This window comes from Microbacterium sp. zg.Y909 (assembly GCF_024626565.1).
The window spans coordinates 1-16,816 of sequence record NZ_JANJFJ010000061.1 but is presented as its reverse complement, the minus strand read 5'-3'; the positions used below and the strand labels follow the sequence as shown (position 1 = coordinate 16,816).

The 16,816-nt window shown below is 70.4% G+C and carries 16 protein-coding genes; 3 read left to right on the top strand and 13 right to left on the bottom strand.

Annotated elements, in window-relative coordinates; all coding sequences use genetic code 11:
• Positions 1 to 1,404: ABC-F family ATP-binding cassette domain-containing protein (locus tag NQ160_RS06820; RefSeq protein ID WP_257514474.1), on the top strand; the 1,404-nt coding region annotated here is incomplete at its 5' end.
• Between the two features lie 42 nt (positions 1,405 to 1,446).
• On the opposite strand, the gene NQ160_RS06815 is transcribed toward NQ160_RS06820, so the two are convergent.
• From NQ160_RS06815 to NQ160_RS06755, 13 genes are all read right to left on the bottom strand, one after another.
• Positions 1,447 to 2,361, bottom strand: coding sequence for an ABC transporter substrate-binding protein (locus NQ160_RS06815; RefSeq protein ID WP_257514473.1), 915 nt, complete (start codon positions 2,359 to 2,361; stop codon positions 1,447 to 1,449).
• A 25-nt stretch (positions 2,362 to 2,386) separates the two neighbouring features.
• Positions 2,387 to 3,124 (bottom strand): ABC transporter permease, encoded by a 738-nt coding sequence (locus NQ160_RS06810; RefSeq protein WP_257514472.1) that lies wholly within the window; start codon positions 3,122 to 3,124, stop codon positions 2,387 to 2,389.
• Complete coding sequence (locus NQ160_RS06805) at positions 3,121 to 3,807, bottom strand: ABC transporter permease (protein WP_257514471.1); 687 nt, start codon at positions 3,805 to 3,807, stop codon at positions 3,121 to 3,123. The genes NQ160_RS06810 and NQ160_RS06805 overlap by 4 nt, the downstream gene beginning before the upstream one ends.
• Positions 3,804 to 4,541, bottom strand: coding sequence for an ABC transporter ATP-binding protein (locus tag NQ160_RS06800; protein WP_257514470.1), 738 nt, complete (start codon positions 4,539 to 4,541; stop codon positions 3,804 to 3,806). The genes NQ160_RS06805 and NQ160_RS06800 overlap by 4 nt, the downstream gene beginning before the upstream one ends.
• 1 nt (position 4,542) lies before the next feature.
• On the bottom strand, positions 4,543 to 4,833 hold the full coding sequence (locus NQ160_RS06795) for a DUF427 domain-containing protein (RefSeq protein ID WP_257514469.1): 291 nt from the start codon (positions 4,831 to 4,833) through the stop codon (positions 4,543 to 4,545).
• Between the two features lie 93 nt (positions 4,834 to 4,926).
• Complete coding sequence (locus NQ160_RS06790; RefSeq protein ID WP_257514468.1) at positions 4,927 to 6,249, bottom strand: GNAT family N-acetyltransferase; 1,323 nt, start codon at positions 6,247 to 6,249, stop codon at positions 4,927 to 4,929.
• Between the two features lie 15 nt (positions 6,250 to 6,264).
• Positions 6,265 to 7,197 carry a 4-(cytidine 5'-diphospho)-2-C-methyl-D-erythritol kinase gene (locus NQ160_RS06785; RefSeq protein ID WP_257514467.1) on the bottom strand — a complete coding sequence of 311 codons (933 nt, stop codon included), beginning with the start codon at positions 7,195 to 7,197 and terminating at the stop codon, positions 6,265 to 6,267.
• Positions 7,194 to 8,258 (bottom strand): aldo/keto reductase, encoded by a 1,065-nt coding sequence (locus NQ160_RS06780; RefSeq protein WP_308211452.1) that lies wholly within the window; start codon positions 8,256 to 8,258, stop codon positions 7,194 to 7,196. The genes NQ160_RS06785 and NQ160_RS06780 overlap by 4 nt, the downstream gene beginning before the upstream one ends.
• 9 nt (positions 8,259 to 8,267) lie before the next feature.
• Complete coding sequence (rsmA, locus tag NQ160_RS06775; protein ID WP_257514466.1) at positions 8,268 to 9,122, bottom strand: 16S rRNA (adenine(1518)-N(6)/adenine(1519)-N(6))-dimethyltransferase RsmA; 855 nt, start codon at positions 9,120 to 9,122, stop codon at positions 8,268 to 8,270.
• A complete protein-coding gene (locus NQ160_RS06770) occupies positions 9,119 to 10,006 on the bottom strand; it encodes a TatD family hydrolase (RefSeq protein ID WP_257514465.1) in 888 nt (295 codons plus the stop codon). Before NQ160_RS06770 ends, rsmA begins: the two co-directional genes overlap by 4 nt.
• Entirely contained in the window at positions 10,003 to 11,580 is a 1,578-nt protein-coding gene (gene metG / locus NQ160_RS06765; protein WP_257514464.1) for a methionine--tRNA ligase, read from the bottom strand. Before metG ends, NQ160_RS06770 begins: the two co-directional genes overlap by 4 nt.
• 42 nt (positions 11,581 to 11,622) lie before the next feature.
• A complete protein-coding gene (locus tag NQ160_RS06760) occupies positions 11,623 to 12,123 on the bottom strand; it encodes an ArsR/SmtB family transcription factor (RefSeq protein WP_257514463.1) in 501 nt (166 codons plus the stop codon).
• A gap of 443 nt (positions 12,124 to 12,566) precedes the next feature.
• Entirely contained in the window at positions 12,567 to 13,583 is a 1,017-nt protein-coding gene (locus NQ160_RS06755) for a LacI family DNA-binding transcriptional regulator (RefSeq protein WP_374113635.1), read from the bottom strand.
• 152 nt (positions 13,584 to 13,735) lie between these two features.
• Between NQ160_RS06755 and NQ160_RS06750 the strand changes: the two genes are divergently transcribed.
• Together NQ160_RS06750 and NQ160_RS06745 are read left to right on the top strand one after the other, a co-directional pair.
• Positions 13,736 to 15,706, top strand: a complete 1,971-nt coding sequence (locus NQ160_RS06750; RefSeq protein ID WP_257514462.1) for a beta-galactosidase — start codon at positions 13,736 to 13,738, stop codon at positions 15,704 to 15,706.
• Positions 15,707 to 15,812: 106 nt separating this feature from the next.
• Positions 15,813 to 16,816: sugar ABC transporter substrate-binding protein (locus NQ160_RS06745; protein ID WP_257514461.1), on the top strand; the 1,004-nt coding region annotated here is incomplete at its 3' end.

Genomic DNA, 16,816 nt, shown 5'->3' with positions numbered 1-16,816 from the left:
TGGGACGTGCTCATGCTCGATGAGCCGACGAACCACCTCGACGTCGAGGGCATCTCATGGCTGGCCGAGCACCTGAAGCGCCGCTGGTCGGCGTCGTCGGGGGCCCTCCTCGTCGTCACCCACGACCGGTGGTTCCTCGACGAGGTCTGCACCCGCACGTGGGAGGTGCACGACCGCATGGTCGAGCCGTTCGACGGCGGCTACGCGGCGTACGTGCTGCAGCGCGTCGAGCGCGACCGGCAGTCGTCGGTGATCGAAGCCCGACGGCAGAACCTCGCCCGCAAGGAGCTGGCGTGGCTGCGCCGCGGAGCGCCCGCGCGCACCTCGAAGCCGAAGTTCCGCATCGACGCCGCCAACGAGCTCATCGCCGACGTGCCGGAGATCCGCGACCCCGTCACCCTGCAGTCCCTCGCCGTCTCCCGGCTGGGCAAGGACGTCGTCGATCTGCTGGACGTGTCGGTTTCCTACCCCTCGCCAGACTCAGGGACCGGCACGCGAGACGTGCTGCGCGGGGTCGAGTGGCGCATCGCCCCGGGCGAGCGCACCGGCATCCTCGGCGTCAACGGCGCCGGCAAGTCCACCCTTCTCGGTCTCATCGCCGGCACGGTGGAGCCGACCGCCGGCCGGGTCAAGCGCGGCAAGACCGTCAAGGTCGCGACCCTCTCGCAGCGCATGGACGAGCTGGACCCGCACCTGAACGACCCCGTGCGGGTCGTGATCTCGGGGCTGCGCACCAGCTACACCCTCGGCACTGGGTCCAAAGCGCAGGACCTGACCCCCGGCCAGCTGCTCGAGCGCATGGGGTTCGCAAGCGAGCAGCTGTCGACGCCGGTGAAGGACCTCTCGGGCGGACAGAAGCGGCGCCTGCAGCTGCTGCTCATCCTGCTGGAGCAGCCCAACGTGCTGATCCTCGACGAACCCACGAACGACCTCGACACCGACATGCTCGCGGCCATCGAGGATCTGCTGGACTCGTGGGCCGGGACCCTCCTGGTCGTCTCCCACGATCGCTACTTCCTCGAGCGGGTGACCGACCAGCAGTACGCCATCCTCGACGGGCACCTGCGACACCTGCCGGGCGGCATCGACGAGTACCTGCGTCTGCGGCACGCGCAGCAGCGCGCTGTGGATGCCGGGCCGGTCAAGGCCGCCGCTGCGCCGGCATCCGCCTCGGCGCTGTCCGGCGCCGATCGTCGCAATGCCGAGAAGGAGCTGTCGGCGCTGGACCGCAAGATCCAGAAGCTGCAGAAGGGGCTGGACGACCTCGACGTGAAGATCGCGAACGCGGCCGGCGGCACCGACTACGACGACGTGGCAGACCTCTACCGGCGACGGGACGCGCAGGCGGCCGAGATCGCCGAGCTCGAGGAACGCTGGCTCGAGCTCGGCGAAGCGCTCGACTGAGCGCGGTGAGCGCGCGACTCGGCGCTCACCGCCTCACGTCGCTCAGATGATGCCGTTCTCCTGCAGCCACGCCGTGGCGATGGCGGCGGGCGACATCTCGTCCTCGGTGCTCTGGACGTTCAGCGCGACCAGTCCCTCGGGCGTGAGCGCGGCGCTGATGGGGTCGATGACCTCGGCCAGCTCGTCGGCGAGTTCTTCGTTGACGAGCGGGACGACATTGGAAGCGAGGAACAGGCCCTCAGGATCCTCCAGCACGACGAGGTCCTGCGTCTGGATGCGCGGGTCGGCGGTGAAGACGTTGGCGATGTCGACCTCGCCCGCGGTGAGCGCCTCGACTGTCGTGTCGCCGGTGGCCTCGAAGTCCACGTTCACCCCGTACGTCTCGGCCAAGCCCGACGGTCCGTAGGGACGCTCGGCGAGCTCGGGCGGGCCACCCACGGTCAGCGTGCCGCCGATGTCGGCGAGGTCGGCGATGGTGGTGACGCCGTTCTCGTCGGCGAAGGCCGCGGTCACCGTGTAGGAGTCCTGGTCGGTCGCCTCGGATTGCTCGAGCACCGTCAGCCCATCCGGCAGCGCCTCGATCAGCGCCTCGTACACGTCGTCGGCCGTGCGCGCGTCGGTGTCGGGCTCGTAGTACTGCAGCAGGTTGCCGGTGTACTCGGGGAACAGGGTGATCGCCCCGCTCTCGATCTCGGGCATGTAGGCGTCGCGCTGACCGATGTTGAACGAGCGCTCCACGGTGTAGCCCGCGTCTTCCAGAGCCTGCGCGTAGATCTCGGCGATGATCTCGTTGGAGTAGTAGGCCTGCGAGCCGATGACGATCGTCTCGTTGTCGGTCGTGTCGCCCGCCTCAGGATCGAGCGGGTCGGCCGTCGAACAGCCGACGAGGGCGGCTGCGGCGAACGCCAAGGCGGTTGCGCCGGCGACCAGACGGCGCGGGATGCGTGCAGTGGACATGGATGCGTCTCCTCGGTGGGATGGATCAGGACGGGACAGGGGCGCTCGCGGCGGTCCGCACCGTCGACGAGCGGGTGGTGGTTCGGGCGCTGCGACCGGCGCGCAGGCCCCGGGGCACCGCGACGCGCTGCAGCACCGCGAACAGCAGATCCAGCAGCAGCGCCAGGCCGATCACCAGCAGCGCGCCGCCGAGCACCATCTCATAGCGGCGCAGCGGGATGCCGGCGATGATGTACTGCCCGAGGCCCCCCAGATTGACGTAGGCAGCGATCGTGACCGTGGCCACCACCTGGAGCGTCGCCGACCGCAGGCCGGCCACCAGCAGTGGCAGTCCCAGCGGCGCCTCGATGCGCCAGAGCACCTGCCACCCCGTCATGCCCATCGCACGCCCGGCGTCGCGTACGGCGGGATCGATCGCCTCGACGCCGGCATAGGCCCCGGCGAGGATCGACGGAATCGCCAGCAGCACGAAGGTGACCACGGCCGCCTCCGGTCTGTTCAGCACCCCGAACAGCAGCACCAGCAGGATCAGCAGGCCGAACGAGGGCACGGCCCGCGCGGCGCCCGAGACGATGACGGCGAGCTCCCGGCCGCGCCCGGTGTGGCCGATGAGCCACCCGAGCGGCACGGCCACAGCGGCGGCGAGGACGACGGAGATGACGGTGAACAGCAGGTGCACGCCGATGGCCGTGCCGATGGCGCCCCGCCCTGTCCACTGCTCGGGGGCGACGATCCACGCGAGGGCGTCGAGGAAGAGGGTCATGCCGGCGCCTCCGCGGTGCGCAACGCCAAGCGCGCACGCGCGCTCGGCGTGGCTGCCCGGCTCCACGGCATCAGGAGGCGACCGGCGGCGACGAGGATCAGGTCGATGACGACGGCGATGAGCATGACTGCGACGATGCCGGCGAGCACCTCGGGGACGATACGCCGCTGCAGACCGTTGGTGAAGAGGTAGCCGAGGTTGGTGACGCCGATGAGCACCCCGACCGTGGCCAGCGACACCGTGCTGACGGCGGCAACGCGCAGGCCCGCGAGGATGACGGGGCCGGCCAGCGGCAGGTCGACGCCCCAGAACCGCCGGACCGATCCGTAGCCCATCGCCACTGCCGCCAGCCGGGCATCGGGGTCGACCGCGTCGAAGCCGTCCGCGACCGACCGGGTCAGCAGCGCGACGGCGTAGAGCGTCAGGGCGACGAGCAGGTTGACCTCACTGAGGAAGCTGATCCCCAGGATGCCGGGGAGCAGCGCCAGCAGGGCGAGCGACGGGATCGTGTAGAGCAGGCCGCTGACTGTCAGCAGCGCACCGCGCAGCAGGCGGTAGCGCCACGCCACCCATCCGAGCGGCACCGCGAGCACCAGCCCCACGACGATCGGGACGATGCTCTGCCGCACGTGTTCGAGCGACAGCGAAGCGATCAGTCCCAGATTGTCGATGACCCAGTTCACGGCGCGCGTCGCTCCCGGGCACCGACGAACGCCTCGACGAAAGGCGACGCGGGATTCTGACGGATGTCGTCGGCGGTGCCCTGCTGCGCGATGCGCGCGCCGCGCTCGAGGATGATGATCTGGTCGCCGAGGAAGAACGCCTCCTCGATGTCATGCGTGACGAACACGATCGTCTTGCCGATGTCGCGCTGCAGCCGGATGAGCTCGTCCTGCAGCTCGGTGCGCACGATCGGGTCGACGGCGCCGAACGGCTCGTCCATGAGAAGGATGTTCGGTTCCGCCGCGAGCGCGCGCGCCACGCCGACGCGCTGCTGCTGGCCGCCCGAGAGCTGGCTGGGATAGCGGTCCGCCATCGCGGTGTCGAGCCCCACTGTGCCCATGAGCTCCAGAGCACGTTCCCGCGCGACGCCGCGGGCGACGCCGTTCAGGCGCGGCACCGTCGCGATGTTGGCGGCGACGGTCAGGTGCGGCAGCAGACCGGAGTTCTGCATCACGTAGCCGATGCTGCGGCGCAGCTGCACCGGCGAGCGGCCCGCGATGTCTTCGCCGTCGATGGTGATCGTGCCCGACGAGGGCTCGACCATGCGGTTGACCATGCGCAGCAGCGTGGTCTTGCCGCACCCCGAGGACCCCACGAACACCGTCGTGCGGCGGGGCGGGATGACGAGGGAGAAGTCCTCCACCGCCCGGGTGCCGTCGGGGAAGGATTTGGAGACCCCACGGAACTCGATCACGTCAGGCGCCGACCTGGACGTCCTGCCAGAACGCGACGTACCCGGAGAAGTCCCGGCCGACCCGTTCGATCGACCCTGGCTTCGGATCCGGGTACGCGAACGCGTTGTCGGCGTGCCCGTCGACGTCGTAGTACTGGCACTCCCCCTTCCACGCGCAGGTGTACGGGGTGTCGCTCGGGGTGAGGAGATCCCAGTTCACGCTCGCGGGCGGGAAGTACCAGTTGCCCTCGATGCGGATGAGGTCGGACTCGTCGGCATCTGCGATGATCGTGTCGCCCAGTCGTGCTTGCATGGCCGCTCCCTCGGTGGGTGAGCGTCAAGGGTAACGCCGGGCGCCGACACGCACGCGGCCTTGCATCAGCCGCCCGCGTGCACTAGCGGCGAGTCAATACCAGAAGCTCAGGCGCGGGGCGACGTGCCACGAGAGCGACCGCGCGAACGCCGTGGCATCACTCGTCTGCACGAGCCCGGCCCGCGCGAGCGTGAGCGCCGACACTCCCCCGAGATACACCGCCGAGAGCTCGCGGATATCGAGGGTCACGGCCACCGCATCCGCCGACTGCCCCGTGCGGAGCCGCGACACCGTGGCGCGGCCGTCGCCGGCGATGTCGAGCAGGTAACGTCCGCCGGCGATTTCGAGCGGGTCGGTGACCTCGAGCGAGAACCGGCCGGGTGCCGCGTAGGTGCGGGCCTGCAGGGCGGAAGGCACGTCGAGGATGCGCAGATACTGGTGATCGCGCACGGTCACCTTCGCCGCGCGCTGATCCTCGATCAGCCACAGCAGCGGCTCGTCGACCGACAGCTCGTGTGCTGTCACCGTGCCGACGAGGTCGAGTTCGAGGAGGAATCGCCAGAGAGCGGCGTACGCGTGATCGGTCTCGGCCAGCAGGTACGGCACGTGCACGCGCGCCTTCGTGAAGTCCTCGTCGTTTCCGGTGACGGTGTACAGCGCCAGCCCTCGCACGTCTCCAGCGGGATCGGTGTACTGCACGGCGCGCACCTTGCCGCCGTCTTTCACGTCGGGCCGCGTTCCTGCGAAGCGATCCCAGAACTCCCCCGGCACCTCGATCTCGCCAGGTGCCCTGAGTCGCACGCGGTCGTGCAGGATCGGCATCAGCTCGCGCACCCGCCGGCGCGGGATGAAGTCGACACGACCCGGGGCGCGCGGGCCTCGCCAGCCGGCGCGTCTGTTCTCGATCGTCCACGCCGCCGAGGCCGCGGCGGGCGCGAAACCGTAGCGCCCGTAGAGCGTGGACTCGCTGACGGTGAGCATCGCCATCGGCAGCCCGGCCGCCGCGGCTCCCCGCAGCTCACCCTCGAGCATCGCCCGGGCAATGCCCCGCCGGCGGTGCGTGGGCGCCACGGTCACCGAGCTGATCGCGCACGAGGAGATGCCGCGCCCGCCCGGCACCGTCAGCTCGCCGACCCAGGACGACAGGGTCGCGACCGGCATCTCGGGCATGGGGCCGGCACCGTCGTAGACACCGGTCAGCCGGCGGTGGGCGCTGAGTTCGCGGCTCGTCGCGATCTGCTCGTCGTTGCGCTCCTCGTCTTGAAAGCCGCGCGCGTTGGCCTGCAGCCAGGCGGCGTAGTCGGCGTCATCGGCGTGCGAGACGGTGCGGTACTGCAGGTCCCGCACGGCCAGCGCGGCGCGGGAACGCAGATCGACGGGCGCGTCGTGCCAGACGGCGTTGTTCACGGGGACCATCGCTCCATTGTGCCGTCAGCCGACGACGCGCGCGCCGGGGACCGGTCCGTGCACGGTCAGCGCGTCATAGCCGGTGGCGCTGAGGGCGGTCCTCAGCTGCACGGCGGCATCCGGGTCGCCGGCGAGGAACGCCACGGTGGGGCCGGAGCCGGAGACCATTCCCGCCAGCGCGCCCAGCCCGCAGCCGAGGTCCCTCAGGTCGGTCAGCTCGGGGCGCAGCGAGAAGGCGGCATCCTGCAGGTCGTTGTGCACGGCCGCGGCAACGGCAGCGGCGTCGCCGGTGCGCAGCGCCTGCAGCACGGCGGGGTCGACGTCGGGAGCTCCGGCCGGCGGTGCGATGTCAGGGGCGCTGCGCTCGCGCAGTCGATCGAGTTCCCGATACACCTCCGGAGTGGAAAGTCCCACCGGGTTGGTCACGATGACCCAGTCCAATCGTCCCCGAGCGAGCGCGGGACTCAGCTGGTCGCCCCGGCCGGTGCCCACGGCGGTGCCGCCCATCAGGGCGAAGGGCACGTCCGCCCCCAGCCGTGCGGCAAGTCGCTGCAGGCGCACGGCGGAGAGTCCGGCATCCCACAGCGCATCGCACGCGAGCAGGGCCGCGGCGGCGTCGGCCGATCCGCCGCCCATGCCGCCGGCCACGGGGACGGCCTTGCGCACCTCGAGGTGCACCCCGCCGTCGTAGCCGATCTCACTTGCCAGCAGCCTCGCCGCCCGCACCGCGAGGTTGCGGTCGTCGACCGGCACCCCGGACACGTCGACGACACCCTCGACCGAGATCGAGAAGCCGTCGGCGTGAGAGGCATAGACGTCCTCATACGCCGAGACGGCCTGATACACCGACGCGACGTCGTGGTAGCCGTCGTCCTGCACGTCGCCGACTTCGAAGAACACGTTGATCTTGCCGGGCGCACGCACGTGCACCCGACGGGACGACGCGGTCGGACTCACGAGTCCGCCGACTCCCACATCCCGACGTCCATGCCGTCCGAGAGCGCGTCGATGCGCTCCAGCTCCTCGGTGTCGAAGGCGGGTCCGTTGACGGCGGCGAGGTTCTCGTCGAGCTGCGCCGGGCGGGAGGCGCCGACGAGGGCCGACGCCACCACCTCGTTGCGCAGGACCCACTGCAGGGCCATCTGCGCCAGGCTCTGTCCACGCTCCTTGGCGATCGCGTCAAGGCCCACGAGGCGGCCGCGCCCGGACTCGGAGACCGTGTCCCGCGGCACCGACCAGCGCTCGACCGAGCGGTCGGCGGCACCCTCGCCGAGGTACTTGTCCGTCAGCAGGCCCTGCGCCAGCGGCGAGAACGCGATGGCGCCCAGTCCCTCCTGCTCGAGCGCGCCGGTGAGGCCGTCCTCGATCCAGCGGTTGGCGATGGAGTACGAGGGCTGGTGGATCACGAGCGGAGTGCCGAGGCTGCGCGCGATGGCGACGGCCTCGACGGTGCGCATGGCGCTGTACGACGAGATGCCGACGTAGCGGGCCTTACCCTGGCGCACGAGGGTGTCGAGCGCGCCGATGGTCTCTTCCAGCGGCACGGTCGGGTCGTCGCGGTGCGAGTAGAAGATGTCGACGTAGTCGAGCTGCATGCGGCGCAGCGACTGCTCGGCACTCGAAAGCAGGTAGGTGCGCGACCCGCCGTCGCCGTAGGGGCCTGCCCACATGTCGTAGCCGGCCTTGGACGAGATGATCAGCTCGTCCCGGTAGGGCGCGAAGTCCTCGCGCATCATGCGGCCGAAGTTGATCTCTGCGGAGCCGTAGGGCGGGCCGTAGTTGTTGGCGAGGTCGAAGTGCGTGATGCCGATGTCGAAGGCGTGACGCAGCACCTCGCGCTGGCGGTCGAACGGCACGTTGTCGCCGAAGTTCCACCACAGGCCCAGCGAGATCGGGGGCAGACGCAGGCCGGATGCCCCGACGCGGCGGTAGTCGACGGAGGCGTATCGGTCTTCAGCGGCCGTGTACGGGCGGTGAAGATCGGCGACGGGCGGCTTGGTGCGGGGCGATTCGGTCACGCTCCCACGCTACTGCGCGAGGGGTGCCGCGCGCGCGATCCTGAGGAAGTCCGCCACGACCAGTTCTTCGCCGCGCGCCGTCGGGGCAACGCCCGCCGCTTCGAGCACGGCGGATGCCGCTGCCGACGAGCCGCCCAGCACACCGGCGAGCGCCTGCCGCAGCATCTTGCGGCGCTGACCGAACGCGGCATCCACGATCGCGAAGGTGCGCCGCCGCTCGGCCTCGGTCCCGCGCGGCTCGGCGTCGCGGCGGAAGGCCACCAGCACGCTGTCGACGTTGGGCACCGGCCAGAACACCTGGCGTGACACGGTGCCCGCCAGGCGCCACGGGCCGTACCAGGCCGCTTTCACGCTGGGGCTGCCGTACGCCTTGGTGCCGGGCTGCGCGGCGAGGCGCTCCCCCACCTCGGCCTGCACCATGACCACGCCGCGGTCGAGGTGCGGGAACGTCTCGAGAAAATGCAGCAGCACGGGCACGCTGACGTTGTACGGGAGGTTGGCGACCAGCACCTCGGGGTCGCCGGGAAGCTCCGTGATGCGAAGCGCATCGGCGTCGACGACCGTGAGTGCGCCGTCGGGCACGCCGTGGGCGGCTGCGGTCGCGGGCAGCCGCGCGGCGAGGCGGTGGTCGATCTCGACGGCCGTCACCGCGGCGCCGGTCTCGAGAATGGCCAACGTCAGCGAGCCGAGCCCGGGCCCGACCTCCACGACCCGGTCCTCGGGACGCACACCGGCGACCTGCACGATCTTGCGCACCGTGTTGGCGTCGACGACGAAGTTCTGCCCGAGCTTCTTGGTGGGGGTGACGTCGAGTTCGGCCGCGAGCGTGCGGATCTCGGTGGCGCCGAGGAGGGTCACAGTCACGGCGTCTCCTCGAAGGGGCCGTAGACGGCCAGGGTGTTGGATGCCAGCTGGGCGCAGAGCTCGTCGAGGTCGACGTCGAGCTCGTCGGCCAGGAACCGCACGGTCGCCGGGATCAGATACGGCGCGTTGGGGCGGCCGCGGAATGGCGCCGGCGTCAGGAACGGGGCGTCGGTCTCGACGAGGATGCGCTCGCGCGGAGTGACGGCGAGGGCGTCCCGCAGATTCTGGGCGTTCTTGAACGTGACGTTCCCGGCGAACGAGAGGTAGTAGCCGGCGTCGGCGGCGATGCGGGCCATGTCCGCGTCGCCCGAGAAGCAGTGGAAGACGGTGCGTTCGGGGGCGCCCACCCGCATGAGCGTGGCCAGGACCTCGTCGTGCGCGTCGCGGTCGTGGATCTGCATCGCGATGTCGTGGCGCTTGGCCATGGCGATGTGCGCTTCGAAGCTCTCGTACTGCGCAGGCAGACCCTCGGGACCCGTGCGGTAGAAGTCGAGCCCGGTCTCGCCGATCGCCCGCACCCGGGGCTGTGCGGCGAGGTCGTCGATGACGGCGATGGCCTCGTCGAGCATCCCCCGTTCGGCGTATGCCGGTGCCTCATTGGGGTGGATCGCGACCGCCGCCAGCACCTGTGGGTGGGATGCCGCCGCCCACGCCGACCAGCGACTCGAGTCGACGTCACCGCCGGCCTGCACGACGCCGGTGACCCCGACGGCCGTCGCGCGCGACAGCTGCTCGTCCAGGCTCAGCCCCACTTCGCCGTCCTCGATCTCGAGGTGGGCGTGGTTGTCGTACACCGCCACCGTGAGCGGCTCCGGAGCCGGCGGATAGCTGACGTCGCGCGCACCCTTCTCGCGCTGTCGCACGTACTGGCTGGGGTCGGTCATGCGCTCTGTTCGACGCGGGGGAACAGCGGTGCGAGGCCGCTCACCGAGGCCCCGGCGGGCAGCTGCCCCCAGGTGCCCGCGTCGCGGATCGGCTGGTCCTGCAGCGCGCCGAGAGTGGCGGCGGCGCCGAGGGCGTCCCAGAGGATGCCGGTGGCGTGCGGCATGACCGGCGAGAGCAGCACGGTGAGCGCGCGCAGCCCTTCGGCTGCGGTGTAGAGCACCGTACCCAGCCGCTCGCGCTGCGATGCGTCCTTGGCCAGCGCCCACGGCTCGTTCTCGGTGATGTAGAGGTTGAGCGCGTCGACGATCGTCCAGATGGCGGCGATGGCCTCGTCGGGGCGGAAGCGCTCCATCGCGGCATCCGCGGCGGTCGCGGCATCCGCCACGGTCCGCTGGATGTGCAGGTCGGCCTCGGTGTACACGCCTGCCGGCGGCACGATGGCCTCGAAGTAGCGCTCGATCATCGCGACCGTGCGCGAGGCGAGGTTTCCGAATCCGTTGGCGAGCTCCGCCTGGTAGCGGGCGGAGAGGTCCTCCCACGAGAACGACCCGTCCTGGCCGAAGGCGATGGCCGAGAGGAAGTAGAACCGATAGGCGTCCGAGCCGAACACGTCGGTGATCTCGGTGGGCGCGATGCCGGTGAGCTTCGACTTCGACATCTTCTCGCCGCCGACGAGCAGCCAGCCGTGGGCGAAGACACCCCGGGGCACCTCGAGGCCGGCGGCCATGAGCATGGCCGGCCAGATGACGGCGTGGAAGCGGAGGATGTCCTTGCCCACCACGTGGTAGGCCGGCCAGCGCCGGTCGAACTGCTCCTGGTCGCTGCCGTAACCGACGGCGGTGGCGTAGTTCAGCAGTGCGTCGACCCACACGTAGATGACGTGGGACTCGTCCCACGGCACCTTGATGCCCCAGTCGAACGTGGACCGCGAGATGGAGAGGTCCTTGAGGCCGTTCTTGACGAACGAGATGACCTCGTTGCGCGCCGAGTCGGGGCGCAGGAAGTCGGGCACCGTCTTGTAGAGCTCGAGCAGCTTGTCCTGGAACTCGCTGAGCTTGAAGAAGTAGTTCTTCTCCTGCAGCAGCTCCAGCGGCTTGGAGTGGATCGCGCAGACCTTGAGACCCTCGAAGGCCCCGGTGCCGTCGACGATCTCGGACTCCGGCTTGAACTCCTCGCAACCGACGCAGTACAGCGCCTCGTACTCGCCTGCGTAGATGTATCCCCGGTCGTACAGCGTCTGGAAGAAGACCTGCACGTTGCGCTCGTGGCGCTCCTGCGTGGTGCGGATGAAGTCGTCGTTGGCGACGTCGAGCGTCTGCAGGAGCGGGAACCACGACTCGGTGACGAGCTTATCGACCCATTGCTGGGGCGTGACGCCGTTCGCCGCGGCGGCGCGCAGCATCTTCTGACCGTGCTCGTCGGTGCCGGTGAGCATCCAGGTGTCGTCGCCGGCCTGGCGGTGCCAGCGCGCGAGGGTGTCCACCGCCACGGTCGTGTAGCCGTGGCCGATGTGGGGCACGTCGCTCGGGTAGTAGATCGGCGTCGTGATGTAGAAGGATCGGCCTGAGGTCACCCGTCGATTCTAGGTGGGGCCGCGCTGTGAGCCCGCCCCCTGTTACGCGGGCGGCATCGGTCCCACCACGGGTAGCACCGGGTACAGGCCTGCCTCGGGGTCGCTGGCCCGGGTTGCACTGGTCTGGTGCCCACGCCGCCTCCGGGCGGGCTCCCGGCCGGGCCCCTTGCGCAACACGGGTCGCCCGTCGAAGGCCGGCCCGCCCAGGGGATCGCGCTTGTCACGCAGGTCGGTGTCCCACCCCAGTCCGCCCGCCATCTTCAGCCGCAGCTGCTCGACCGCGGACTCCAGCCCGTCGAGCCCGTCGCGCGTCAGGAAGTACCAGCGCCATTGATAATCCGCGCGCACCTCGATGAAACCGGCGTCGCGAAGGATGCGCAGGTGCTTCGAGACCGCCGTGCGCGAGATGGCGAACTCGGCGCCCACGGCCTCAGCGAGCTGCCCGGCGGTGTGCTCGCCGCTGGCGAGGACGTCGATGATGCGCCGCCGCGCGGGCTCGGCCATCGCTTCGAAGGGGTTGATCCTGCGCCGGTACCTGTCCATGCGCGGACGATATGGCCACCCTCCGACATCGACGGATGCCGCGGCGGGCGACGCTCCGCGAGCTGTCGCCGGCGCACCGGGCCGAACTTTCGACGTCGTCTCGTTTCACCATGTGAGTTCCCGCTCACACAGCCACGCCGCGACCGGCGAGCGTGGCTGTGCCCTGCGGCGGGAGCATCCGCTTGGCGGACTCGGCCCGCCCGCCCCTCCCCGCGTGAACGAGAACTCACGTACGGGCGAACTGGTTCCGACCCCATGCGTGAACGGGAACTCACACGGCACAGTGTGAACGGGAACTCACACGGCACAGTGTGAACGGGAACTCACACGGCACCGTGTGAGCGGGAACTCACATGCGCAATCGGGAGACTGTCGGCGAACGGACGCGAGGCGCCGGGTGCGAGTCGGCAGACGGGCGGGGGTGCGGGGCGCGAGGCTGCGCCTCACGCGGTGCCGCGCACGACGAGCGTCGTCGGCAGCACCAGGTCGGTGCGGGGAACCCCGTTGATCACGTCGATCAGGATCTCCACCATCGCGCTGCTGATCTCCGACCACGGCTGACGCATCGTGGTCAAGGGCGGCTCGTGCGTCTCAGCCAGTCCCGAATCGTCGAAGCCGGCGACGGCGAGGTCCTCGGGCACCCTGAGCCCCGCCCGGCGCGCGGCCGCGATCGCCCCCACCGCCATCACGTCGGATGCCGCGAAGACCGCGTCGATGTCGGGGGCGCGCTGCAGCAGCCGCGTCATCGCCGCATCCCCCGCCTCGCGGGAGTAGACATCCTGCTCCACGAGGTCCGGGTCGAACCGGTCCCCCATCTCCTCGCGGAAGCCCACCAGTCGATAGCGGCCGCCCGAGGTGTCGTCGGGGCCCGTGATGAGCGCGATCCTGCGGTGACCGCGGTCCATCAGGTACCGGGTCATCACCCGCGCCGAACCGACCTCGTCCACCGACACCGTCGGCACCTGGGCGCGGTACCCGAGCGGCACACCCGTGCACACGGTGGGCACGCCCGCCTCGATGAGCGAGACCAGCAGCGGATCCGATTCGTGGGACGAGATGAGCAGAACGCCGTCGACGTGGCCGGCGCTGACATAGTGCTCGACGTTCGCCCGCTCGGAGGCGGTGTCCGCGACGAGCAGCACGAGGGTCATCGACCGCTGGGCGAGCGCTTGGGTCGCCCCGCGCAGAAGCAGGGCAAAGGTGGGGTCGGAGAACAGCAGATGCTGCGGCTCGGTCAGCAGGAACGCCAGCGAGTTCGACCGTCCCGTCGCGAGGCTCCGCGCGGCGTGGTTCGCGGTGTATCCGGTGCGCGCGATGGCATCCTCGACCGCCTGCCGGGCGTCCGGGGACACCCAATGCCCGCCGTTGATCACGCGCGACACCGTGCCACGCGACACGCCTGCCGCCGCCGCGACGTCTCGGATCGTCGGTCGGCGGCGGGTCTCGCTGATCTCGCCCACGTGCAGGACTTTACCCCCCGAGCGCCTCGGACTGGGACCGGTCACGGTTCCATAACGTCGAGTTACCGAGCGCCCGCGATCACGTATGCTGTTCCCAGCTGGGACCGGTCACAGCCGGACCCACACAAAACCCTGACCCGAGGAAGCGTTCCATGACCTCGACGCCGCGTTGGCCCGACATCGACGGCATCGCGTACGGCGGCGACTACAGCCCTGAGCAGTGGTCGCCCGAGACCTGGCGCGAAGACGTCGCGCTCATGCGCGAAGCAGGCGTGAACCTCGTCAGCATCGGCATCTTCTCGTGGGCGCTGCTGGAAACCAGCGAAGGGGTCTTCGACTTCAGCTGGCTGGACGAGGTCGTCGAGCTGCTGCACGCCAACGGCATCCGCATCGACATGGGCACGCCCACCGCGTCGCCGCCGGCGTGGTTCTTCGCCGAGCACCCCGACGCCCGCGTCATCACCCGCGACGGTGTCGTCATGGGCTTCGGCGCCCGCGGCATGGCCTCACACTCGGCGCCCGCCTACCGCAAGGCGGCCGTGCGCATCGCCACCGAGCTCGCCAAGCGGTACGGCGGGCACCCCGCGGTGGTGCTCTGGCACGTGCACAACGAGTTCGGCGTGCCGGTGGGCGAGGACTACTCCCCCCACGCGGTGCGTGAATGGCGCCTGTGGCTGCAGCAGCGCTACGGCTCGCTCGACGGGCTCAACAAGGCATGGGGCACGGCCTTCTGGGGCCAGCACTACACCGACTGGGAGCACGTCGGCGCGCCGGCAGCCGCCCCGTCGGTCGTCAACCCCGCGCAGCGCCTGGACTACGCCCGCTTCACCGACCACCAGCTGCGCGCCTGCTTCATCGCCGAGCGCGACGCGATCCGCGCGCACAGCGACCGCCCCATCACCACGAACTTCATGGCCAACCAGCACAACGGCTGCGACCTGTGGGCGTGGGCCGAAGAGGGCGAGATCGGCCTGGCCATCGCCGCCGACCTCACCCGTTCGGTGGGCGGCGGCGCGCCGTGGATCCTGATGGAGCACTCCACGTCGGCGGTCAACTGGCAGCCCCGCAACATCGCCAAGCGCCCGGGCGAGATGGCCCGCAACTCGCTGTCGCACTTCGGTCGCGGCGCCGACGGCATCCTCTTCTTCCAGTGGCGCGCCTCGCGCTCCGGCGCAGAGAAGTTCCACTCCGCGATGCTTCCGCACGCCGGCACCGGCTCCCGGGTGTGGCGCGAGGTCGTCGACCTCGGCGGCAAGCTCGGGCGTCTCGGCGAGGTGCGCGGCTCCCGCGTGCACGCCGACGTCGCGATCCTGTGGGACTTCGAGTCCTTCTGGGCCCAGGACCTCGAGTGGCGTCCGTCCGAGGACGTCAGCCACGACGAGCGCATCCGCGCGTACTACGAGCGGCTGTGGCGCGACGGCATCACGGTGGACTTCGCCCTGCCCGGGCAGGACCTCTCCGGCTACAAGCTCGTCATCGCCCCGGCCCAGTACATGCTGAGCCAGGCCGACGCCGACAACCTCAACCGCTACGTCGAGCGCGGCGGAACCCTCGTGGTCTCGTTCTTCTCCGCCGTCGTCGACGAGCACGACGCGGTGCACGCCGGCGGATTCGGCGCCCCGCTGCAGCCCGCCCTGGGCGTGCGCGTCGAGGAGCACCTGCCGCTGCGCGAGGGTGCGACGGCCGCGATCGACTGGGACGGCACGCGTCTGAGCGCCGACGTCTGGCAGGAAGACCTGGTGCTCGCAGGAGCCGAGGTCCGCGCGACGTACCTCGAGGGACCCGCCGCCGGCGAACCGGCCATCACCCGCCACCGCCACGGCACCGGGACCGGCTGGTACGTCAGCACCCGCCCGGATGCCGAGGGACTGGATGCCATCATGAAGGCCGTCTACGCCGACGCCGGCATCCGCCCCACCGACCTGCCCATCGGGGTCGAGGCCATCCGTCGCCGTCGCGACGGGGTGGAATACCTCGTCGCGATCAACCACGGCGCGAACAGCGCCGCGCTCCCCGCCGATGGCGTCGACCTCCTGACGGGGGCCGAGGTCAAGGGCATGCTTGAACTTGCGGCCGGCGGCGTAGCCGTCATCCGCTCGGAGGAACAGCACACTCCGCACTGAGAGATGTACCCGTTGCGGCCACCCCGGCCCAACACTCACCACCGGTCGTAAGGGCGCGACCTCGTCAGAGGCCCGCAGGATCGACCACCCCACGGAAGGAAAATCCATGCGCAAGATGGGAATGAGCATCGTCGCAATCGCGTCGACTGCCGTCCTGCTCGCCGGCTGCTCGGGCGGCGGCGACACCGCCAACGAGTCGGAGGGCACCGAAGGTTCGGGCGCTGTCCTGACCGTCTGGACCGACGAGAACCGCGAGCCCGCCATCGAAGCAGCCGCTGCGGCCTTCGAGGAGGAGACCGGCGCCAAGATCGAGCTCGTCCAGAAGAACTTCGAGGACATCCGCGCCGACTTCATCGCACAGGTGCCGACCGGCGAGGGCCCCGACATCACGATCGGCGCGCACGACTGGCTCGGCGCGCTTGTCGCCGCCGGCGTCGTGGACACGGTGGACCTCGGCGACAAGGCGAGCTCCTTCGAGCAGGTCGCGATCGACGCGATGACGTACGAGGGCCAGCTGTACGCCCTGCCCTACTCGCTCGAGACGATCGCGCTCGTCCAGAACACCGACATGGTCGGCGAAGAGGCTCCGGCCACGTGGGACGACATGGTCGCCGCCGCGCAGGCTGCCGGCGCGGAGCGCCCGATCGTCATCAACACCGCCGGCCAGACCGGTGACGCCTACACGATGTACGGCTTCCAGACCTCGTTCGGCGCCCCCGTCTTCGAGCAGGACGACACCGGCTCGTACACGGCCCAGGTCGGCATGGGCGGCGCGCCCGGTGAGGCGTTCGCCACGTGGCTCGGCGCCAACGGCGCCAACGGCACCGGCATCATCTCCACCACGATCGACTACGACACCAACAACGAGCTGTTCGCGTCCGGCCAGGCTGCGTACACCGTTCAGGGCCCGTGGGCGATCGAGGCGCTGACCGCCGATGGCGTCAACGTCACGGTCAACCCGATCCCGTCCGCCGGTGGCGAGACCGCCGCGCCGTTCGTGGGCGTGCAGGGCTTCTACCTGAGCTCGCAGAGCGAGAACGCGCTGCTGGCCCAGGAGTTCCTGACGAACTACCTCGCCACCCCCGAGGCGCAGAAGGCCCTGTACGAGGC

Coding starts and splice junctions, on each gene's coding strand:
- NQ160_RS06790 (WP_257514468.1), bottom strand. CDS start 6,249: ATGGTCCCCGTGAACAACGCCGTCTGGCACGACGCGCCCGTCGATCTG.
- NQ160_RS06815 (WP_257514473.1), bottom strand. CDS start 2,361: ATGTCCACTGCACGCATCCCGCGCCGTCTGGTCGCCGGCGCAACCGCC.
- NQ160_RS06795 (WP_257514469.1), bottom strand. CDS start 4,833: ATGCAAGCACGACTGGGCGACACGATCATCGCAGATGCCGACGAGTCC.
- NQ160_RS06750 (WP_257514462.1), top strand. CDS start 13,736: ATGACCTCGACGCCGCGTTGGCCCGACATCGACGGCATCGCGTACGGC.
- NQ160_RS06810 (WP_257514472.1), bottom strand. CDS start 3,124: ATGACCCTCTTCCTCGACGCCCTCGCGTGGATCGTCGCCCCCGAGCAG.
- NQ160_RS06770 (WP_257514465.1), bottom strand. CDS start 10,006: ATGACCGACCCCAGCCAGTACGTGCGACAGCGCGAGAAGGGTGCGCGC.
- NQ160_RS06760 (WP_257514463.1), bottom strand. CDS start 12,123: ATGGACAGGTACCGGCGCAGGATCAACCCCTTCGAAGCGATGGCCGAG.